We start from the raw sequence: 22,103 nt of genomic DNA, 5'->3' as shown, positions 1-22,103 counted from the left end.
ACGCGGATCAGCGGACAGGCCAACCGAAAGCCGGTAGAAGCCGGACGATGCGAAAGCAAAGGAACACTCTCCAATGCGAGCCACTGCCCACAATCAACGCCTCCTCCGAGGCCAATCGCCCTCCTACGAGCGCCTGCAGGCCCGCTTTGCCGAAGAGCATGGCGACGGTATCAGCCAACCGCAGATCGTCCATTGCGGCTGGGGCCGACTGCTGATCGGGCACACTTTTCCAGATGCAGCGGTACTGGCTGAAGAGTTGCTCAGTGAGCAGCCCGGCGAGCGCGACATCGCACTTTACGTGGCCGCGCCTCAGCAGGTATTGGCCCAGGCGCCGCAACAACTGTTTCTCGATCCATCCGACACCTTGCGCCTGTGGTTCAGCGACTACCGCCAGGCGCGCAGAGGCTTTCGCGGTTTCCGTGTGCGCCGCGCTCAGACGGACGCAGACTGGCAGGCCATCAACTGCCTCTACCAGACTCGCGGCATGCTGCCGATCGACACGGCAAAACTGACTCCTCGCCACCAGGGCGGCCCGGTTTACTGGCTGGCCGAAGATGAAGACAGCGGCGCTGTGATCGGCAGCGTGATGGGCCTCAACCATCAGAAGGCCTACCAGGACCCCGAACTCGGCAGCAGCCTGTGGTGCCTGGCGGTCGACCCGGCGTGCAGCCGCCCCGGCGTGGGCGAAGTGCTGGTGCGGCACCTGATCGAGCACTTCATGAGCCGTGGCCTGAGTCACTTGGACCTGTCGGTGTTGCACGATAACGACCAGGCCAAGAAGCTCTACGCCAAGCTGGGCTTCCGTGAACTGCAGACCTTCAGCATCAAGCGCAAGAACGGCATCAACCAACCACTGTTCCTCGGCCCTGGGCCGGACGATAACCTCAACCCGTACGCCCGCATCATCGTCGACGAAGCCCGTCGCCGCGGTATCGACGCGCATATCGACGACGCCGAGGCTGGCCTGTTCACGCTGAGCCAAGGCGGCCGCCGTATCCGTTGCCGCGAGTCGCTGACCGACCTGACCAGCGCCGTGACCATGACGCTGTGCCAGGACAAACGCCTGACCCACCGCACGCTAAGTCGAGCAGGCCTGAGCCTGCCGGCGCAGCGCCTCGCCGGCAGCGCCGAAGACAATGCGGCCTTCCTCGCCGAGCATGGCAGCCTGGTCGTCAAACCAGTGGATGGCGAACAAGGCCAAGGCGTTGCCGTGGATTTGCGCACCCCGGCAGAGGTGCAAGCCGCCATCGAACGTGCCCAGCCCTTTGACGAGCGCGTGTTGCTGGAGAGTTACCACGAAGGTTACGACCTGCGCATCGTGGTGATCGGATTCGAGGTGGTTGCTGCTGCGATTCGTCGCCCAGCGGAGGTGCTCGGCGATGGTCGCCACACCATTGGCGAACTGATCGACGCGCAGAGCCGTCGCCGTCAGGCTGCCACGGGTGGCGAAAGCCGCATACCCAAGGACGCCGAAACTCTGCGCACCCTGCATGCAGCCGGTTACGACTACGACAGTGTGCTGCCACAGGGCAAACGCATGGCCGTACGCAAGACCGCCAACTTACACACGGGAGGCATTCTTGAGGACGTTACCGGCATCCTGCACCCGACGCTTGCCGAAGCGGCCGTCAAAGCCGCCCGTGCGCTCGATATCCCGGTGGTAGGCCTCGACCTGCTGGTGCCCGCAGCGGATCAGCCCGAGCACGTATTCATCGAAGCCAACGAACGCGCCGGCCTTGCCAACCACGAGCCACAGCCGACTGCAGAGCGCTTTATCGATCTGCTGTTCCCGCTAAGCCACGGCGTTGGTGATTGATTGAGGCTGCCACATCTGCCGTCCGCCACAGTGCGACGCTCTTGTAGGAGCGTCGCCCCCGGCGCGAACAATTGCGGCTACAACGCAATTCCAGTGTTGCCCACACATTCGTCGCGGGGCTCGGCTCCTACGATGTATTAGGCACTAACCATCGATCACCACAACAACGAAGCGTCTTTGAAACCCTCACCGTTATCTCAGGTCAGCATGTAACACAGAGCTGATTCGTGTCCGTCGACAGGCGTCAAAGCATTCACCCAAGACTGACGTCGCTCGGCGGCCCAATCCCCGTCATAGATGGAGATCCCATGTCGCAAATTCCTGAACCCGATCTCGAGTACATGCAAAAAGTCCTGCTGGAAATGCTCGCCATTCCCAGCCCTACCGGTTTCACCGACACCATCGTGCGCTACGTCGCCGAGCGGCTGACTGAAATCGGCATCCCGTTTGAAATGACCCGCCGCGGCACCATTCGCGGCACGCTCAAAGGCCGTCGCTACAGCCCTGACCGCGCAGTTTCCGTGCACCTCGACACCATCGGCGCCATGGTGCGCGAGATCAAAGACAACGGCCGCCTGTGCCTGACAGCCATTGGTTGCTGGTCAAGCCGCTTCGCCGAAGGCAGCCGCGTCAGCGTATTTAGCGACCACGGTGTACTGCGCGGCAGCGTGTTGCCGTTGCTCGCCTCCGGCCACGCCTTCAATACCGAAGTCGATCAGATGCCAATCTCCTGGGATCACGTCGAACTGCGCCTCGACGCTCTGGTGGCCAGCCGCGCTGACTGTGAAAGTCTGGGTGTGTCGGTCGGCGACTTCGTGGCCTTCGATCCGCTGCCAGAGTTCACCGAAAGCGGTCACATCAGCGCCCGCCACCTGGACGACAAAGCCGGCGTCGCCGCCCTGCTCGCCGCCCTCAAGGCCGTAGTAGAAAGCGGCCAGGAACCACATATCGACTGCCACCCGCTGTTCACCATCACTGAAGAAGTCGGCTCCGGTGCAGCAGCAGCCCTGCCGTGGGACGTCAGCGAGTTCGTTGGTATTGATATCGCCCCTGTCGCCGCCGGTCAGCGCTCCACTGAGCATACCGTCAGCGTCGCCATGCACGACTCAGGCGGCCCGTACGACTATCACCTGTCCCGGCAACTGCTGCGCCTGGCCAGCGAGAATGAAATCCCGGTACGCCGCGACCTGTTCCGCTACTACCACAGCGACGCCCAGTCGGCAGTCACCGCAGGCCATGACATCCGCACCGCGCTGATCGCCTTCGGCTGCGACGCCACCCACGGCTACGAACGCACCCACATCGACAGCCTCGCCGCCCTCTCCCGCCTGCTCGGCGCCTATCTGCTCAGCCCGCCGGTATTCGCCAGCGATGCACAGCCGGAGAATGGCTCGCTGGAGCGCTTCAGCCACCAACTGGAACACGACGCACAAATGGAACCGGATACTCGCGTGCCGACTGTCGACAGCTTGGTAGGCAACCGCGAAAGAGACAGTTAATCGAGCAGCGCGCGACGCTCCTACAAAGTGCAACAACCTGTAGGAGCCGCGCCCCCGCGGCGAAACGCATGAACACCACCAATATCGCGGCACGCCATACCGCTCGACCAAACGCGGCGCTCTCAAGAACACAGCGATTTAGACGTCGAATGGCATTGGTCACACAGTAATCGCGGCAGGCCCATGATCATTCGCGCCGAGGGCGACGCTCATACACAGTGTGCGCGACGATCAATTGTGTAGGAGCCGCTCCCCAGTGGCGAATCCCTTGAACCACTGCAAGCCCACCCCATCTGAACAGACGGCAATGCTCCTGCATAATCGTTGCATTTAGGACTGAAACGCTACTCCAGCGGGCGCTTAGCCGCGCGGCGCAGGTGCATCCAATCGACGATTTCGCCTTCCGGAGCGTAGCCACAGACCGTGTCACGCAGCAACTGGCGCACCCGGTCGTAATCGTCCTGCTCAACAGCCTTGATCAAATCGGCCATCACTACTTTGAAAGGCTCCCACGGCAGGTGTTCTTCGTTGGCGCGCATGATCATCGGGTGATCCGTAGGGCTCACATTGTCGCCGATCAACAGCTCTTCATAGAGCTTCTCGCCAGGACGCAGGCCGGTGAATTCGATAGCGATATCACCACTGGGGTTCTCATCCGACGCAACGCTGAGCCCGGTGAGGTGAATCATCTTCTCGGCAAGCTCGGCGATCTTCACCGGTTGCCCCATGTCCAGCACGAACACGTCGCCGCCCGTCCCCATCGAGCCCGCCTGGATCACCAGTTGCGCAGCCTCGGGAATGGTCATGAAGTAACGGGTGATGTTTGGATGGGTAACGGTAACCGGCCCACCCTTGCGGATCTGCTCATAAAAGCGCGGAATCACAGAGCCTGAGGAGCCGAGTACGTTGCCAAAGCGCACCATAGTGAAACGGGTCTTGTTGACCTGATGCAATCGGTCTTTATCACTGAACAGTACTGGCGCAGTTTCTTGGCTCAGTGCCTGCAGCACCATCTCGGCCAAACGCTTGGTACTGCCCATCACGTTGGTGGGGCGAACCGCCTTGTCGGTCGATATCAGCACGAAGTTCTCGACACCAGCGCGTAACGCAGCCTGTGCCGTACACAACGAACCAAACACGTTGTTGAGAACGCCCTCGGCTATGTTGTGCTCAACCATCGGGACATGCTTGTAGGCCGCAGCGTGGTAAACGGTGTTCACATCCCAGGCACGCATAAGCTGAACCTGACGCTCCTGATTACGCACCGATCCCAGAATGGGCACCAGGCGAACGGGCAAGGACTCGCGGCGGATTCGCTGCTCCAGCTCGCTGTGAATGGAGTAGAGATTGAATTCGCCATGCTCGAGCAGCAGCAGCGTACGAGGCCCGGAGCCCAAAATCTGCCGGCACAACTCCGAGCCAATCGAGCCACCCGCCCCTGTCACCATCACCGCCTTGTCGCGAATGCAGCGCTCGAACAATTCGCGCTGTGGTGGTACGGCGTCCCGCCCCAGCAGATCGGCAATATCGACCTCCTGAACATCCTCCACCTTTACCCGACCGCTGGCCAGGTCCATGAAGCCAGGGACGGAACGTACATGCAGCGGGTATTGTTCCAACAACTGCAGAACAGCGCCCCGCCGCGAGCGGGACACGGAGGGCAGCGCAAGTAGAATCTCGACAGCGCCGGTATCATCGATCATCTGCTGGATATGCTTTGGCGAGTAAACACGCAGACCAGCGATAACGCGATTGGCAATATTCGGCTCGTCGTCGATGAATGCGACTGGCCTCATGGCCCGGCCCATACGCAAGGCAGCGGTCAATTGGTTGCCTGCAGAACCTGCTCCATAGATAGCAACGGGCGGCAAGCTAGCCTCACGGTTGCTTAGCTTGTAGGGCTGATCAGCGGAGAACCAATCGCCCATGAAGAATTGGCGCATCGCCAAGCGCAATCCACCGATCAACATGATGCTCAGCCACCAGTAATTGAAGACCATGGAGCGTGGAATCACCGCATCAGCATCGTCACGCCAATAAATGACCAAGGCCAGAATCAATGCGGATAGCGAAACCGCTTTGGTAATGGCAATCAGTGCTTCGTTACCGAAGTAACGCAGCACGGCGCGGTACATGCCGAAACGGATGAACAAGGGAATGGAGATAAGAGGAGCCAGTGCAAAAAGCCACAAGTGCCCGTCCAGTGGATGGATCTGACTGAAATCGCCCAAGCGCACCACGAATGCCAGCCACAGGGCAGCCCAGACCAGCACAACATCGACGGAGACCTGAATCAAACGTTTCTGGCGGCGCTGTAACCCTACCAGTCGAGTTCGAATGAGCTCGGCAAATCTCAACACAACAACACCTCGTATACCTGCAACTGGATTTGCGTAAGCGGGTAATGTACCCCTAAAAGTCTCTGCACATACCTAAAGAGCCAGCGACGCCTCACGCAAAACATTTTCAAGCACCAGACAGGTCTTAGATATCTCATCGTTGGTAAGCGTCGGATGTACCAGAAACATCAAGCTGGTTTCGCCAAGCTCACGTGCGACATCCAATGGGAACTCAGGCCTCCAACCTGTGTGATCGAATGCCTTCTCTAAGTAAACCTCTGAACAGGATCCCGAGTAACATGGCACGCCACGAGCATTCAATTCGTCGAGAATACGATCACGGCCCCAGCCTGATTTGAGCTTTGTTGGCTCGACAAATACATAACACTTGTAGGCAGCGTGATTGATATCGACAGGTATCAGGGGAACACGCAAACCAGGCAAAGTACTGGCAACATTCCATATACGCCTGGCATTGGCCTGGCGAGCGGCAGTCCAAGTGCTCATGCGACTCAGTTGGATTCGGCCAATGGCACCCTGAACCTCCGTCATCCGCCAGTTCGTGCCAAAGCTCTCGTGCACCCATCGGAAACCCGGTGCGTGTTGACGTTCGTAAACGGCCTCCCACGACTTGCCGTGGTCTTTGAAAGACCACATCTTCAACCATAGGTCACGATCATTGGTAGTGACCATTCCCCCCTCGCCCCCGGTGGTCATTATCTTGTCCTGGCAGAAAGACCAAGCCCCAATATGACCGATCGCCCCAACTGCACGCCCCTTGTAACGCGCACCGTGGGCTTGGGCACAGTCTTCGATTACCTTTAGCCCATGCTCTTCGGCTACTGCCATGATGGGATCCATATCGCAGGGCCAGCCAGCGAGGTGCACACAGATCACAGCCTTGGTTCGCGCGGTCATAGTCGCGGCAATGGTCTCGGCAGTGATGTTCTGAGAGTCGCTATCAACGTCGGCAAATACCGGAACAGCACCAGCATTGACGATTGACGATACCGACGCAAGAAAAGTGCGCGAAGTGACAATGACTTCGTCACCTATACCGATCCCCATAGCCTTGAGCGCAACATCCAAAGCAACTGTGCCGTTGGCAAGAGCAACAGCGTAGTCAGCACCTACCCATGCAGCGAATTCATTTTCAAACTCACGGCACTCCTGCCCTGTCCAGTAATTGACTTTATTGGAGAGAATGACAGCCCGCACAGCATCGGCCTCCTCTTCAGAAAAGGACGGCCAAGGAGAAAACAAAGTGTTCAGCACAGAAAGGACTCTTCAGTATTTAAATCAATGAGGATGGATTTACGAAGCCGAACAGCGAGTCGAACAACGTAATAAAACTCACCGTTGCGAAAGGACAAGGCAGACATCTGGCGCTATTTTTTGCCCTTGGTAGGCAGGATCCTGGCAGGCACACCAGCGACAGTCATCAGATCCAAAATGTCGGAAACGACCGCTGCGCCTGCGCCGACCGTCACTTGACTACCGATTCGCACAAGCTCACGAACACTAGCACCGATGCCTATCCAGCTCAAATCTCCAACCCTGACGCCACCGGCAAGCCGAGCACCGGGACTGACATGCACACCAGCCCCCAGAACGCAGTCATGATCGACGCTACACCCCGTGTTGAGGATAGCGCCCATGCCAATCCGAGCATCCGCATTGACAACAGCCCCTGCAAAGACCACCGACCCTATTTCAAGCGTAGCGTAGCGGCTGACGATTGCAGTTGGATGAACCATGGTGGGAATCATTGCTCCCGCCTCCACTAGCTCCAACAACTTATGGTATCGAACCTGATTGTTACCTATAGCGACCAGAACACCGTCATAAGACTGTAATTTACCCTTTAGCAGAGCCGTGTCACCAATAACCTGCCACTCGCTAACGCTTTCAATCTGCGGCCATGCATCGTCAAAAAATTCTATAGCCTGCCAGCCGCAGCATTCGGCAGTATCAGCCAGCACCTTTCCATGACCGCTCGCACCTAATATGGCCAGTCTATTCACTTCTTGCTTCCTGTGAACTTGGGCATCGTGGCTTCGCCCTCAGCACTAATACCATCCCGAGCGACAACCTTTTTTATTGTCAGCAGTAGAATTTTTATATCGAGCCAAAAAGTTCGATTATCTACGTACCACACATCTAGTTTAAACTTCTCCTCCCAAGTCAATGCGTTTCGCCCGTTCACCTGCGCCCAACCAGTGATACCAGGTTTAACTTCATGGCGCCTAGCCTGTTCAGACGTATACAAAGGTAAGTATTCCATCAAAAGCGGACGCGGCCCCACTAGACTCATTTCGCCCTTCACCACATTCCATAACTCCGGAAGCTCATCTAAGCTAGTAGAGCGTAGAAAGCGCCCAAGGGAGGTAAGGCGTTCGGAATCAGGCAACTGCCGACCATAAACATCCGTAGCATCTCGCATAGTCCGAAATTTTATCAGCTCAAAAGAAACCCCTTCCATCCCTGGACGCAACTGGCGAAAAAAAAATCGGACGGCCTATATATATATTAACGAGGAAGGAAACTCCTATAAAAATAGGCAGAAAAAGAACAAGTGCAATGCAAGAAGTCAGCACGTCAAAAAATCGCTTAATCATAGATCGCCAACCACAAAAGATATCAATTTCCGATTAACAACTACGGAGCTAAAGTCTCGCTGAGCAATACGATGACTTTCTCGTCCCATGGAAATAGCCAAATCGACATTCTCAACAAAAACAATCATTTTCTTTAAGATAGCATCCGCAGACCAAGGCGGGATCAAAAAGCCATTTATTCCGTCAAAGACCGTATCTTTACAACCCGGCACATCAGTGGTGATAACTGCGCGCCCAATCGCCATAGCCTCTTGAGTGCTTCGAGGGAATCCCTCGCGGTAAGAGGGAAGAATAAAAACACTTGAGCTTGCCAACCAGTCAGAAACATTCGCCACATGGCCCGGACATAAAATCACTCCTTTCTTCACAAGTCGCTCTATTTCTTCGCCTATGAAGCCAGGACTATTACTATCTATAGCGCCAATAATCACACACTCCACGTGTGGATATTGAGCTTTAAGCATTTCACAAGCAGCCAAATACTCCCTAATACCCTTTTCTATCAAAAAGCGCCCAACAAATATAAAGCGTACTGGAGATGTTGGAACTATCGACAGTGGGTAACGAGCTAAGTCCAGCCCAATCCCGCCAAGAATGCAGTATTTTTTAACCCTAATTTTTCTCAAGACAACAAGATCTTTGTAGTCATCCTCATTCAGAAAAACCATTCTGTCTAAAAAAGGAAACGTCAAACGATAAAGCAGTACCTGTACATTTCTAATGAAAGCGGCCTTGAGACTTACGCCTTGCGGCTGTAATGTAAAGCTAAACCCAAGCCCTTCAAGCATACCAACCCTAGTTTTAACACCAGCTAGGCGGGCTGCAAGAGTAGAAAAAATAACAGGCTTAGAAAAATAAGAAAAAACCAAATCTGGTTTCAAATGTTTGAAAATTTTTACGAGTTTGAGCATATCCAGCAAATCCCGCACTGGGTTCAAGCCAGTCCTACTTAAAATATAATCCACCGGCTCAGCGCCGATCTCCCGTACTCGCACTCTATCTAGCGCTTTATAATCAGTCGCAAAAGCAAAAACCTCATAACCCAAAGCAACCAAGGAAACAATTAATTCTTTTCTGAAATTTAAAATTGAATCGGCGGTAGTACCAACGATTGCAATCCTTTTCAATTCACTCATCATGATACCCAAGCATTACAGTTCTCCAACTAGCCATTCGTCCGAACATTCATTAGAAAGTGTGCAAAACCGCTCTGCTCCAAAACATTAAACCAAGAATAGTCACGAATATTTTTAGACGTAGATGATATCGCTTTAAATTCACCAAAATCTATATACGACGTAACACCATCAAGCCAAATAAAATCATAGCCATTACGTTGAGAAAAGTTTTCCGACCAAAGATACTTATTCGACAAAACAGAAAGACCAGAAGCAAGATACTCTAATGTTTTAGTGCTAGTCTGAACATTAAAGGGATACAAGTCGGGAGTATAATTTAAGCCCGCACGGCACTGCCGGTACAACTCAGGCAATTCCTCTCGAGCAACGCGTCCAGCAAAAAAAACATTTTTCAACCTCGCAAACTCTTCACGAACGCTTTGTTCTACAGTGCCGACAATCAGCAACTTATAGCCAAGCGCTGCTAAACGCTTTAACTCCTCGACCAAGCCTACACGCCCACCAACAGACCCGGAATAAACAATATCATAGAGCGGGTCTTGACTTGGAGCTTGAAACAGAGATTCATCAACGCCCATATCACGAAAAATATAAGGCGCCGAGTCGGAAAACCCAAGCCTGGAATGCACCGAACTGTTTAAAAAGATTCTGCCACCAGGTATTCGATTAATTGTTTTCTTCAAATAGTCTTTGAGTCGAGGCGCTGGAGGCGTAGAAAGGCTTTGATACTCATGAATCTCAATGGCCGTAGTTTTTTTATCTAAAAATCTCGGTCTAAATCCCATAAAATAGAGATTTATATCATTATCGGGACTGACAGAAATTTCATCGACCATCTGCACATCAAATTTCAGATCCTCAAGATATTTCTTATAGGCATATGCCTCTGGTGTGTAGGCTGATTTTTTCAGCCCCAGCCCTACTTTCACACTAAGCCTCTCAAGAGCTGAAAAAAATATTTAAACACCCGAACCTGAAACACATACAGTGGCGAAATAATGAAACCCTTTAAAAAATACTTAACCGAATCCACCTTAGAAACATTCAACAACTCATTAGCAGAAGCTAAAAAGCAATTTGCCTCAGCAAGGCTATAAAACCTTCTTCCCGTATACTCCTTAACGACTTGCAATCGCCCAATATGCATGAAGTCGATATTAGAAGACGAGTTACCTGCATGTCTTCTATAAAAACAAACAACCGTCTTAAGAAGAGCAAGTTTTTTATCGTCAGCCTTCGTGATCAGAAGCCACATATACCAGTCATCAATTACAATACTAGGATTATATCCTCCGATATCGATTAAGCAATTTCGCCTCAACATTTGCGTCGGTGCTGGTAGGCTGTGCCGATGGAGAAAAACTTCCTTAAAACCATATATCTTTTTTTCCGTGCCAGCAGCAGCTTCCACGACAAGAAACTCATCACCGCTATCGTGTAAGGTATGAACCAAACCAAAAACACCAGCACAATGAGGATTTTTTTCTAAGAAACTTACCTGCATAGAGGTTTTATTAGGAAGCATCACATCATCGGAGGCGATAGGCGAAAAATATTCTCCTCTAGCCCAGCTTAACGCCTCATTCAGCGTGGAACTTAATCCCTTATTTTCACGCGCTCTAAACTCAAACCTCGTAAAGCGCGCCAAACAAACGGATGAAAGACTTGAAATCACATCTATGGAATTATCACTTGAGCCATCATCTATAATAATTAGCTCTATATTTTTATATGACTGAGACACAATACTATGAATAGCTTCTTTGATATAGCTACCGTGATTGTAACTCGGCACAACCACAGTCACCAAAGGCTCCAAACCTTGCCCACTTAAGCACATAAATTAACGTCCCAGCATCTTATTCTGAAAAATTACGCAGAATGCCACAAACACAGAAAGGTAGCTATACATGCGCAGCCGAACGGCCGTTCCTAAATTATCATTACCAAGCAGCCAAACCAGCGAATACAACACAAAAAAAACAATTAAAAAATCAACAAAAGCATTGCTATACCTACGATTTAAAATAATGTAAAAGAAAAAAAACAAAAATGGAATTGATTCGAAAATAAAAACTAACAGACTGGCCCTATTCACAAAATAAAAGCCAAACATTTGGTAGATCATACTCAGGGTAAAATCTTGGAAAAAAAGTTCCAACGTAGAAAACTGAATACCTAAGTTGGACGCCCCAACACTCTGAGAGCCAAACAACCCTCTATAATTAAGAAGAGGATCGATTAGTCCAAAAGCGTAAAGCACAAATACAGAAACATATATAAGAAAAACACTTAACAACAGTGGCGCTTTTTGAAAGCTATAAAACCTCGAAAACAAAAAGGATAAAAGCAAAGCACCGCCTAAATATGAACGAAAAAAATAGAGCCCCCCCCCTACACTTAGACAGATGACAAAATAGAGCACCTTAACCTCACCTTTGCTTTGCAAGTAAAGCTTATATGCATAGCAGCCCATCACCCAAACAAAGACCATAAACACATCCCTGTATACATCTGTTGCGAAATAGGCCAATGTTGGATAAGCGCTTACAACACACATGCTAAGCCAGAAAAAAGCAGTACTATTTTTTGTTTCCGGATTGATTGCGAGCTTGGAAATTATGATTGGCAAAACAACAAACCCGGTAAAGCCCAAAAAAACTGTTACTCCACCTCGGCTATAAAATCCGAAATCGTTGAGGTGGCGAAGCAGCACAGACCAGTAATTATAGGAAACACTAACCTGTCCCAAGGCATACTGGTTATAGTAATCAGCATCGTTAGCACCGCCAAAATAAGAATACTCTTGAGAAAAAATATAATAAGCAATTAAAGCCTTTAAAAAAAGCAGCCCTATAAAAAACACTCGAAACCAATTAGCGCTTAATTCCATTTTCCCAATTTCCATTTTCTTGCAAAGGGCCTCATATAAAAATTGAATCTCTATTCCCCACCTTGAGGACTGCGATCGCTACCACAGGCCAATATAACGCATATGTAAAAACATGAGCCATTGCCACACCCACAAAGCCAAATTTACCAGTCAATACAACAACGGCCAAATAGAATACAAAGCAGAATACAATTTCTGTAAAAATAAAGGTTTTAACCATTGCCTTGCCCAGCATCAGATAGGCAAGAATCCAACTACCTATCTTTAATGTATCCCCTAACAGTTGCCATGCAAAAAGCTCACGCATGGGAGAAAAATCTTTAGTAAACAAAATTTCAATAATCAGATCTCGCAATAAATAAACAGTCACCCCAATAAACGCAGTCATAGGCAGAATAATTTTATACCCTAATAATATTTCATGTTTTATGTCCTTCAAAAATCTCAACTCAGAGAGACGTGGTAAGTAATAAACACTTAGCGTGGTGGTAATCAGCATAAGATAAGCACCACTAAGCCGCCACGTTGCCTCCCAATAACCGGCGACGTTCCATCCCAATGTCTCGCCTAAGTGATTGCGCACCAAAATATGGCTAACGGGGACACAGGCTGCACTGGTAAGCGCCATAGCAGTGTACTTTGCAAGATTTAGAACTGACTCTCGATCTAGCGCACCAAAAAGATGGTCAAATCTAAACCACGTGGTTCTGTAGCATATGTACAACGTAACGAAAAACGCCAAAGATTGATAAATCGATAATGCTACTAGTGCACCATACAATCCATATTTAACAGCCATCACACAAGTGAGAAACAGTGAAAAAATACTGCCTACAATATTAGCTAGAACATAAAGGTATATCTCTTTCTTGCCATTCAATATAGCCAGCAGCAACGTATTAAGTATGAAAAAAACTAACGTGAGAGCAAACCAAATGAACACACCACTAAGACTTTCATCATTTAGAAACCAGCTGGCTAACTCTTTACTAAATACAGCTACCAATAAGCCCGTTACGATAGATCCGGAGATAGCAATGGTGCCAGCTGTACGCCATACCTTAATTTGCTTTTCTACATCACTCTGATATTCGGCCGTATATTTGGTCACGCCTGTATTTATTGCTCCACTTGCGAAAGTGGTAATCATTTGCAATGCATTTTGAAACTGACCGATTGCCGCGTAACCTGTTGGCCCGACATATATAGCAAGGATTTTATTGATTCCAAGCAGGGTTAAAATCTTTATCAGCACAGCAATGCCACTTAGCAAGCTGGTTTTGATCAGCGTCATTCGCCTTGGCCTTGAAAACTATTCACAGCCTGTACCACTTGCTGAGCCTGCGTGAGGCTAACTGTTGGCCCCATAGGTAAACTAAGCACTTCGCGGTGAAGGCTTTCTGTAAGCGGATAATTGCGGTCATTCCACTCCGCATAAGCCTGCTGTTGATGAGGCGGAATTGGATAATGGATTAATGTTTGTACACCATGTAGCGCTAGATGTTTCTGCAATGCTTGTCGGGAGTCGGTGCGGATAACATATAAATGGAACACATGGCCGGCGCAATTCTCGCTGCTTAGGTCCGCCTGATCGACAGGCAAATCAATGGAAGGGTTTGTGATATTATCTGTATAGATTCTAGCAATCTGACGGCGGTGATCAGTCTCCTGATCAAGGTATTTAAGCTTTACACTGAGCATAGCGGCCTGAATTTCATCGAGGCGACTATTCACACCTTTAAATAGGTTTTTATATTTTTCATGAGAACCATAGTTGCGTAACGCTCTCAAAGTTTCTGCAAGCTGATCATCGCTAGTAGTAACTGCACCTGCATCTCCAAGTGCACCAAGGTTCTTGCCAGGGTAAAAGCTAAACCCCGCAGCATGCCCCCAGTTACCAGCCTTCTTACCTTTAGCAATTGCCCCGTGGGCTTGGGCGCAGTCCTCCAAAACCAGCAAGTTATGCGCATCCGCAATCGCCATAATTGCGGGCATATCAGCTATCTGCCCATAAAGATGAACCGGCAGTATAGCGCGTGTCTTTTTTGTTATAGCTTGCTGTAGTTTGTCGGGACACAGATTGTAGGAGTTTCTATCAGGCTCAACGAGCACAGGCGTCAGCCCATTTGCGCTTATAGCCAGAATACTTGCTATGTAGGTATTTGCAGGAACAATTACTTCATCTCCATCTCTGAGCCTTCCAAGCTCAATCCAAGCACGCAAAACTAAAATAAGTGCGTCAAGTCCATTGGCGACGCCAATAGCGTGACTCGTTCCACAGTAGTTAGCAAAGTCGCGCTCGAATTGTGCAAGCTCGTTGCCACCAATGTACCAACCGGAATCAATCACGCGGGTGCACGCGGTAATCAACTCATTGCGGTATTGGATGTTGATGGCTTTGAGATCGAGAAAAGGGATCATTAAAAACCTCTATAAATTTTAGTTTGCAGCATGGCTTTTGCGACATTACCATTCTAGCGATGGCCCGGAGGGATAACCGCCGGCTAGAACAACACGATCTACAGCAACGTCAGAAACTTAAAAATAATCAACGGCTACCGACCCCCATAATAAAAACACTTAAACCGACTCTAAGGCTATCTACTATGGTTCAGATATCGAACAATGTAACATCATTAATTATAATGTCAGGATTGTAACATTTGAGTGCCACCTCTGACATAAAGCCACTTAACACAGCACAGGTTTGCGTCCCAATTTCTTTTCCTGTTTTTATATCGTGACCAGTATCACCTACGAACCAATCTCTTTTGCTAAAAACAATACCACTTTCCAGTAGCAGTTCAGCTTTTGAGCTCTTCTGCTCCGTAACAAAAACACCTTCAAGAAAATCTAAAATAGCAAGCCTTTGAAGCTGTTTTTTTACTTGCTCAGCTGACTGTCTAGCTGTACAAACATAGAGCTTGTGATTACTACTCGCTCTATCTAGAAAACCTGCTAACCCTACTATCGGTGTATCCATTGCCAAATAATGATTATCCTCAATATCACCCATCCAGCAAGCAACAAAATTGTCAACCCTATCTTGCGAATATTGAAATTTATCCCTAATGATATCTTGATTACTACAACCCGAAAACTTTAGCTCCCAATAAGCATTGAAATCTAATTGCCTGTTATTTACCAAGTCACAAAAAAGCTCATAGAGCCTTTTCTTTGAGCAGATCAAAGTACCATCAAGATCAAATATTATTTTCATACTTATCTTTCATATAATTGTATTCTATTTTCAGCCCCTCCATTAAATCTATTTCTTTTTTTAACAGCGTCCCCAACAAAAGGCCATTATCAAAAAGCAAGTCCCTTTTCTCATGACTCGACTCTTTTTTATTTATTTTAACTTGTTGGCCACTAACTTCAATTATTTTATTTAGTAAGTCTCGAATTGAAACGGCAACACCAGAAGCCACGTTTATATCTAAATTCTTTTCAGATGACTCAAGTGAATTCAAAACCGACTCAACGACATCTTCAATAAAAATAAAACTTCTCAGCTCACTGCCATCCCCCCAGAGCTCTAAAGGTTTATTTTCTAAAATATTTCTAATAGCAGCAGGAAGTACTTTTTTATACTTTTCCTCACCCGGTCCGTATACATGACCAATACGTAAATTCATGTAAGTGATATTTCTCTGCTCTGAAAAAGCTTTTATCATTTTTTCGCAGTAGAGTTTTGATGAGCCATACAGACTGACAGGTTCAATTTTTGACTTTTCTGAAAGTTTTTGCTCAGCTGAAGCGTATACATCTAAACTACTTAAGTTCACGAATCTTTTTAAACTAGCAAATTCGTATGAAAGCAATTTATTTGTATAGCAAATATTATCAAAAGACCTGTCTAAATCATTTGCCTGACTTGCATCTTTAGGTGTAAATGCACCAGCGTGAATAACGTGAGTAATATCGTTGAAGCATTTTTCCTCTAAACCAAAATTATTGAAGGCTTTATATATCAGGCAATTCATATTGTTGATTTTTTTTGAAGCCAACGCTAGGACAGCACTCTTGCCATACATCTCTATTAAGGCATTACTAATGTGGCTACCTATAAAGCCTGACGCCCCCGTCAACAATACTTTCATTAAAAAACAATCTCTTGCTCGATACGCTCCTTAACAACCAATAAAGGTTCTATGTCCATACCTCGCATCCACATCAATCCATCCGTTAAAGGATTGATTAATCCATTAGCAATACCAATTCTTTCACCCAGGGCAAGGTTTTTAAATATTTCTGGAAAATTAACACCTGCTTCAGTAAAGAACCTGACTGTAGTAAAAAATCTTGATATATTAATTTCAGTGGGATTAGGAATGCCGTTTTTATCATAAGCCATATCCACTCCAAATATACCATGTGGCTTATCACTTACAGCCCTAACCGTATTCATAGCAACTTGAGTCACTAGGTCATCTGAAACGGTCACCCCTACTTTTGTTACCCCAGTTATACCAGAAATAGCTCTATTACCATGCGTCCAGCCTTCTCTGGCACGAGTTTGAGCAACAACCAACTCTCCTTCGTGCCAAATTGAAAGCCATGTCACTGTTTTAGGCGTTAGCATTTCTGCTGCGATAAAACCACCCCAACCCTTATAGTGGTCAATCCATGATTTAGCTAAAGCGTAATCATTGGTAGGTAAAGCGCCTTTGCCACCACCACCAATACCACTGTCTCTCAACCAAATTTTACCACCAACATCACTCAACTCTTTGAATGCTGTTTTCAGATCTTCTTCTGTATTAATTTGTATATTTTCGGGTACAACTACGCCCGCTTTCTTGAATGCTATATAGGACTTATATTTGTGCACACACGTATCAATTACCGAATGCTCAGGCATAAAAATTTTAGTGCCAGTAGCTTCGATATCTTTACGAATTAGGGAAGCATGATAAATTTCCAAATCATTTTGAAAATGAACAAGATCAGGCTTTTCTTTATTCAAAATCCCTAGAAGTCTTTCTTTGTAGCCACTTGTATTGGCATAGGGAACATAATATTTCTTATGAGCTTTTGATAGAATTAGGTCTGTAGGCTCTGAACCCATGCCTATAATGTAATTGTTGGGATTTTTTCGTAAGGAAAAAACCACACCTTCGGTTGGGGCACCACCTGCGCCAGCTATTAGTATTTTTTTCATACGTTATACATCTCTAAAAATTCGTCATAGTTACGAATGTAGTCTTCTTCATCGTAGTGTTCACTGGCGAGCACAAGCAATACACAATCTTCACTGAAGTCGTGCATTTCACCCCAGACCATTCTGTCTTGAAATAAACCAAGATTTGGCTGATTCAATTTGTAGGTTGTTTTTTCATTGCCATTATCTAATGTGACCTTGCAACTTCCACTTACGACGATTAAATACTGCTTAGTCTCATGGTGCGAATGCTGGCCTCTTGGTATTCCTGATTGTGTTCCGTAGATATAAAAAACTCGCTTAACCTCAAACGGCACATCAATACCAGACTCAATTGCTATGAGCTTCCCACGGTGATCACCAAGAATTTGGTGGTATTTAGTTGTCATTATGCTCTCACTAATTCCAGCAGGTACTGACCGTAGCTGTTTTTACTTAAGGCCATACCGATGCGGTGCAGATCATCGGCGTTCAACCAACCATTGTTGAACGCTATTTCTTCTAAACAAGCAATCTTATTGCCCTGCCGTTTTTCTATAGTCTCAACAAAATGCGAGGCTTCCAGCAGGCTTTCATGGGTGCCGGTATCCAGCCAAGCGAAACCGCGACCGAGTAGTTCGACATTGAGATCGCCACGTTCTAGGTAAGCCTGGTTGATGCTGGTGATTTCCAGCTCGCCACGATCCGAGGGGTTTACTTGCTTGGCTATTGCCACAACATCATTGTCGTAAAAATACAAACCCGTAACCGCAAAGTTGGATTTTGGCTTGAGCGGTTTCTCTTCGATGGATATGGCGCGCTTACTTTCATCAAACTCAACCACACCAAAGCGCTCTGGGTCTTTGACTTGGTAGCCAAATACGGTGGCACCCGTTTTCCTGGCTGCCGCTGCTTGTAGAAGGGGGCTGAAGCCTTGGCCGTAGAAGATGTTGTCCCCAAGCACCAAACACACAGAATCGTTGCCGATAAACTCTTCACCAATGATGAACGCCTGTGCCAGACCATCGGGGCTCGGCTGCACTGCATAACTAAGTCTAAGACCGAATTCGCTACCATCCCCCAGTAAACGCTGAAAACCACCGATATCATCCGGCGTGCTGATCAGCAGGATATCGCGTATACCAGCCAGCATCAGCACTGATAATGGATAATAGACCATGGGCTTGTCGTAGATTGGCAGCAGTTGCTTGGATACACCCTTGGTGATGGGGTAAAGCCGAGTGCCGGAGCCACCGGCGAGGATGATACCTTTCACTGACACTGTCCTTTATTCATTATAGGGCTACCCATGCATCAGCAACCAAGCTTACTGGAATTGCACGACTATCCACGATAGGCGAAGCCAGCGAACTGGAGTACTCCAGTGAGAAGTCAGCAGGCATGCATACGACAAACAGGCAGTGCCCCGACAGGGCTAAATTGAACATTTTCATAACTGGATCCAGCAATCGTTGCCGTCCCTAAACTCCTTAAAACCCGCGGGCACGCTGGGCGCAGGCGCGTGGTATCGCGCTCCCACAGATTGTGAGTTCGCTACGATCAGAGCATTACTGTTTCTAGAAGCGTCCAGGACTGATTGGATGAGGCTCGCCAGTCAATTCAGCCGAGCCTGGGCACTGCTACTCTGATCAGTGCGGATTCTAACCGTTCTTTATAATCGAATTCTCATTTTGTATGCTGCCTCTATAGAGGTGAAGCGCGGTGAATATGTGCGGCCATACCAAGATCCTCATAGGCACTTGCCAAAGCGCTCTTCAATGCGCTTCTAGCCCCCTCCTCCCCATGCACCAACCGAATCTCACTCGGCCACTGCCCCATCGCCGTCACGAACCCAACCAACCCAGCCTGATCGGCATGCGCTGAATAGCCACCGATGCTGTGCACGCCAGCACGGATATCATAGCGCTGGCCATCGAATTCTACATAGCCGTTACGCGGCCCGAAGCGCTGGATAGCGTGACCGGGCGTGCCGCGGGCCTGGTAGCCGACGAACAGAACGTCGTGCCGTGGATCGCCCAGCATGGCTTTGAGGTAGTTGACGATGCGGCCGCTGGAGCACATGCCGTTGCCGGCGATGACGATGGCCGGTCGCGCGCTGCTGACCAGGTGGTTGAGGATCTTCTGGTGGTCGGCGTGGCTGTCGATGGTGATCAGTTGGTCGAACGCCAGTGGCCTTCTGCCGGATTGAACGCGGGCCTGGGCTTCGTCGTTCCAATGGTCTTTCAGTTCGCGATAAGCTTGGGTGAAGCGGCTGGCCAGTGGTGAGTCCAGGATGATAGGCAGGCTTGGCCAGGTGATATCGGGTTTGTTTCCGTTGTTCTTTTGTGCGGGTGCGGCAGCTTCAGGGCTTTGTTGCGATTGAGATTTTTCGCGGACAGAGCCCGCTCCTAAAGGGAAAGCATCCTCAAACTGGGCGTCCAGTTTTTTGCTGTGAATGATGTCTTCGAGTTCGTAGAGCAGCTCTTGGGTGCGGCCGACGCTGAACGCTGGAATCAGTACGGTGCCGTTGTTGGCCAGGGCGTGTTCGATGACCTGTTCCAGGCGCTCGCGCCGGGTACTGCGGTCTTCGTGCAGGCGGTCGCCGTATGTACTTTCCAGCACCAGGATGTCGGCGCGGCGTGGCGGTACGCAGGGCTTGAGGATCGGAGCACCAGGCGCACCAAGGTCGCCGGAGAAGACGATACGTTTGCTACGCTCGCCGGCATCGCCTTGCAGGTCCACTTCCACGTAGGCGGAGCCGAGCATGTGGGCGGCGCGCTGCAAGCGAACCTTGGCGGTCAAGCCATCTGCGTCGTGCAGGGTGAACCAGTGGTTGTACGGGAGCGCGATGATTCGCTGCTGCACTTCCTTTATATAGCGCTCGACCTGTTTCTGATCGCGGCTGAAGGTCAGCTTGAAGGCGTCTTCGAGCACGATGGGCAGCAGTTTGGCGGAGGGCTCGCTACACAGGATCGGGCCCTTGAAGCCTGCGGCTAGCAGATAGGGAATGCGCCCAACGTGGTCAGCGTGCACGTGGGTAGCGATCAGTGCGCGAATGCCATCTAGCGGGAAGTCGATGATCTGGTGATCGGCTTTGGCGCCATGGGCGGACGCGTCGGCACCCTGGAAAATGCCACAGTCTATGAGGACGCTGCTGTTAGCCGCCATTTCTAGCTGGTGGCAGGAGCCGGTTACGCCATCTTGGGCACCGTGGTGGGTGATGCGGGGAAAATCCATCAGTTAATCCTTTAACTTTTGGTGGCGTGGCTAGGCGGGTCGATCCCCGGATTACGTTACGCCTTCGGCTAATCCAGGCTACTGCCACTTAGTGAGAATGATTGTGATAAGGAAACGGTGCAGGCAGACCAGGGTCATCGCTGGTGGATGAACATTATTCGTCTTCGTCCTCGTTTACCCGATCACGCAGCTCTTTGCCCGGTTTGAAGTGCGGGACGAACTTGCCGTCCAGGCGTACCGACTGGCCAGTTTTCGGGTTGCGGCCTACGCGCGGCGCGCGGTAGTGAAGGGAAAAACTGCCGAAGCCACGGATTTCGATCCGATCACCGGTCGCCAGCGCCTGGGCCATCTGTTCCAGCATGGTCTTGATGGCCAGCTCGACATCTTTGTTTGAAAGCTGTCCTTGGTGGGTGACGATTCTTTCGATCAGCTCCGACTTGGTCATACTTTTCCCTTCGTTTTCAAGCGGCTATGTCACTCGATGGAACGGTTTTAGCACGCTGATCAGCTTTTGAACAGTCTAAAAAATCACCAATTGAGAAAATGTGCATTGGTTGTTCAACAGGCACCCCAAGATTCGAGCAGGTGAGCGTAAGTTGTTGTATGGCTTGGGATGTTGGTTTTGCGGGTGCTTGGCAAGGTGCGTGGGTAGCGTGCGCGCCAGCTCATCAATACGAGAGGTGATCAAAATCTCGTTGTAGTCGTCCAACAGGATTAATGTGTTTGGATGTTCGAAAGGCCTCGCGTACCTCAGGAGAAAACCGTGTTGATTCCCGCCAGCCTGCTTGAGGCAGACACCCTCACCCGCTTGATCGAAGACTTCGTGACCCGTGAGGGTACTGACAATGGTGACGAAACACCGCTGGAAACCCGCGTCAGTCGTGTACGGCGTGCGCTGGACAAGGGCGAGGCAGTGATCGTGTTCGACCCGGAAAGCCAGCAATGCCAATTGGCGCTCAAGCGTGATGTGCCGAAGGAGTGGCTGGAGGAGGATGAGGCGTAAGCGCCAGCACTAGCGTGTTAGAGCGCGGATGCGGTCTGGTGAAATCTTGTGGCGAGGCTGCCATCGTTTCGCGCCGGGGGCGACGCTTGTATGTTCTAGGCTAGGTACCTGTCGAGGGGTGGAGGGACGTGCGAGGCTTCTGCAAGCGACAAGCCAGACAGTAGGAGAATTCCCCCACCCCTTACTCACCACAAGCGCCGATAAAGAATCCTTCGGTCGGAGCGACAACCCGAGCCGACAATACCGGCAAGCCTGCGCAACGTGAGTTTTCGACAGGTCGCTCAATCTTCACCGTCGGAGCACGCCATGACAAGCCCCACGCCCGTTATCGGTATCGATGTTGCTAAAGATTCCCTAAGCCTGTTTTGTGCAGCCTCTGGCCAGGCAATTGAGATCGGCAATGACACCCGCTCGAT

General features: G+C 49.7%; 19 protein-coding genes and 1 pseudogene. 3 read left to right on the top strand and 17 right to left on the bottom strand.

Annotation, left to right across the window (positions count from 1 at the left end):
• The first annotated feature begins 73 nt into the window (after window positions 1-73).
• Both ngg and BLS60_RS20815 read left to right on the top strand, forming a co-directional pair.
• Window positions 74-1,816, top strand: coding sequence for an N-acetylglutaminylglutamine synthetase (gene ngg, locus BLS60_RS20820; protein WP_092371967.1), 1,743 nt, complete (start codon window positions 74-76; stop codon window positions 1,814-1,816).
• Between the two features lie 308 nt (window positions 1,817-2,124).
• Entirely contained in the window at window positions 2,125-3,315 is a 1,191-nt protein-coding gene (locus BLS60_RS20815; RefSeq protein ID WP_070882972.1) for an osmoprotectant NAGGN system M42 family peptidase, read from the top strand.
• Between the two features lie 344 nt (window positions 3,316-3,659).
• Here BLS60_RS20815 and BLS60_RS20810 read toward each other — a convergent pair whose 3' ends face one another.
• From BLS60_RS20810 to ihfB, 17 genes and pseudogenes are all read right to left on the bottom strand, one after another.
• A complete protein-coding gene (locus BLS60_RS20810; RefSeq protein ID WP_092371965.1) occupies window positions 3,660-5,675 on the bottom strand; it encodes a polysaccharide biosynthesis protein in 2,016 nt (671 codons plus the stop codon).
• Window positions 5,676-5,747: 72 nt separating this feature from the next.
• Window positions 5,748-6,929, bottom strand: coding sequence for a DegT/DnrJ/EryC1/StrS family aminotransferase (locus tag BLS60_RS20805; RefSeq protein ID WP_092371963.1), 1,182 nt, complete (start codon window positions 6,927-6,929; stop codon window positions 5,748-5,750).
• Window positions 6,930-7,042: 113 nt separating this feature from the next.
• Entirely contained in the window at window positions 7,043-7,678 is a 636-nt protein-coding gene (locus BLS60_RS20800) for an acetyltransferase (protein WP_092371961.1), read from the bottom strand.
• Window positions 7,675-8,272, bottom strand: a pseudogene (locus BLS60_RS20795) (sugar transferase). Before BLS60_RS20795 ends, BLS60_RS20800 begins: the two are co-directional and overlap by 4 nt.
• Entirely contained in the window at window positions 8,269-9,408 is a 1,140-nt protein-coding gene (locus BLS60_RS20790; RefSeq protein WP_092372011.1) for a glycosyltransferase family 4 protein, read from the bottom strand. Before BLS60_RS20790 ends, BLS60_RS20795 begins: the two are co-directional and overlap by 4 nt.
• Before the next feature lie 29 nt (window positions 9,409-9,437).
• Window positions 9,438-10,340: a glycosyltransferase family protein gene (locus BLS60_RS20785; protein ID WP_092371959.1), complete on the bottom strand. Its 903-nt coding sequence runs from the start codon at window positions 10,338-10,340 to the stop codon at window positions 9,438-9,440.
• Entirely contained in the window at window positions 10,337-11,218 is an 882-nt protein-coding gene (locus BLS60_RS20780; protein WP_167357695.1) for a glycosyltransferase family A protein, read from the bottom strand. Before BLS60_RS20780 ends, BLS60_RS20785 begins: the two co-directional genes overlap by 4 nt.
• 36 nt (window positions 11,219-11,254) lie before the next feature.
• A complete protein-coding gene (locus tag BLS60_RS20775) occupies window positions 11,255-12,304 on the bottom strand; it encodes a hypothetical protein (RefSeq protein ID WP_092371955.1) in 1,050 nt (349 codons plus the stop codon).
• Window positions 12,305-12,335: 31 nt separating this feature from the next.
• Window positions 12,336-13,598 (bottom strand): O-antigen translocase, encoded by a 1,263-nt coding sequence (locus BLS60_RS20770; protein WP_092371953.1) that lies wholly within the window; start codon window positions 13,596-13,598, stop codon window positions 12,336-12,338.
• A complete protein-coding gene (locus tag BLS60_RS20765) occupies window positions 13,595-14,725 on the bottom strand; it encodes a DegT/DnrJ/EryC1/StrS family aminotransferase (protein WP_092371951.1) in 1,131 nt (376 codons plus the stop codon). Before BLS60_RS20765 ends, BLS60_RS20770 begins: the two co-directional genes overlap by 4 nt.
• A 190-nt stretch (window positions 14,726-14,915) precedes the next feature.
• The gene (locus BLS60_RS20760; protein ID WP_092371949.1) at window positions 14,916-15,524 is read right to left on the bottom strand and encodes an HAD family hydrolase; all 609 of its coding nucleotides are present in this window, start codon (window positions 15,522-15,524) and stop codon (window positions 14,916-14,918) included.
• Window positions 15,508-16,407 carry an NAD-dependent epimerase/dehydratase family protein gene (locus BLS60_RS20755; RefSeq protein ID WP_092371948.1) on the bottom strand — a complete coding sequence of 300 codons (900 nt, stop codon included), beginning with the start codon at window positions 16,405-16,407 and terminating at the stop codon, window positions 15,508-15,510. Before BLS60_RS20755 ends, BLS60_RS20760 begins: the two co-directional genes overlap by 17 nt.
• The gene (locus BLS60_RS20750) at window positions 16,407-17,468 is read right to left on the bottom strand and encodes an ATP-grasp domain-containing protein (protein WP_092371946.1); all 1,062 of its coding nucleotides are present in this window, start codon (window positions 17,466-17,468) and stop codon (window positions 16,407-16,409) included. Before BLS60_RS20750 ends, BLS60_RS20755 begins: the two co-directional genes overlap by 1 nt.
• Window positions 17,465-17,857, bottom strand: coding sequence for a sugar 3,4-ketoisomerase (locus BLS60_RS20745; protein ID WP_092371944.1), 393 nt, complete (start codon window positions 17,855-17,857; stop codon window positions 17,465-17,467). The genes BLS60_RS20750 and BLS60_RS20745 overlap by 4 nt, the downstream gene beginning before the upstream one ends.
• Complete coding sequence (gene rfbA / locus BLS60_RS20740; RefSeq protein WP_244153450.1) at window positions 17,857-18,723, bottom strand: glucose-1-phosphate thymidylyltransferase RfbA; 867 nt, start codon at window positions 18,721-18,723, stop codon at window positions 17,857-17,859. The genes BLS60_RS20745 and rfbA overlap by 1 nt, the downstream gene beginning before the upstream one ends.
• 428 nt (window positions 18,724-19,151) lie before the next feature.
• Window positions 19,152-20,684, bottom strand: a complete 1,533-nt coding sequence (locus tag BLS60_RS20735; RefSeq protein WP_092371940.1) for an MBL fold metallo-hydrolase — start codon at window positions 20,682-20,684, stop codon at window positions 19,152-19,154.
• Window positions 20,685-20,838: 154 nt separating this feature from the next.
• A complete protein-coding gene (gene ihfB, locus BLS60_RS20730; protein ID WP_070882958.1) occupies window positions 20,839-21,129 on the bottom strand; it encodes an integration host factor subunit beta in 291 nt (96 codons plus the stop codon).
• A 318-nt stretch (window positions 21,130-21,447) separates the two neighbouring features.
• Here ihfB and BLS60_RS20725 point away from each other — a divergent pair, with 318 nt between their 5' ends.
• Window positions 21,448-21,687: a YheU family protein gene (locus BLS60_RS20725; RefSeq protein ID WP_092372009.1), complete on the top strand. Its 240-nt coding sequence runs from the start codon at window positions 21,448-21,450 to the stop codon at window positions 21,685-21,687.
• The last annotated feature ends 416 nt before the right edge of the window (window positions 21,688-22,103 follow it).

Origin of the sequence: Phytopseudomonas seleniipraecipitans, assembly GCF_900102335.1 — a bacterium.
GTDB lineage: Bacteria > Pseudomonadota > Gammaproteobacteria > Pseudomonadales > Pseudomonadaceae > Aquipseudomonas > Aquipseudomonas seleniipraecipitans.
Note: the sequence above shows the minus strand (reverse complement) of the source record. Positions and strands in the feature narration are given on the sequence as shown.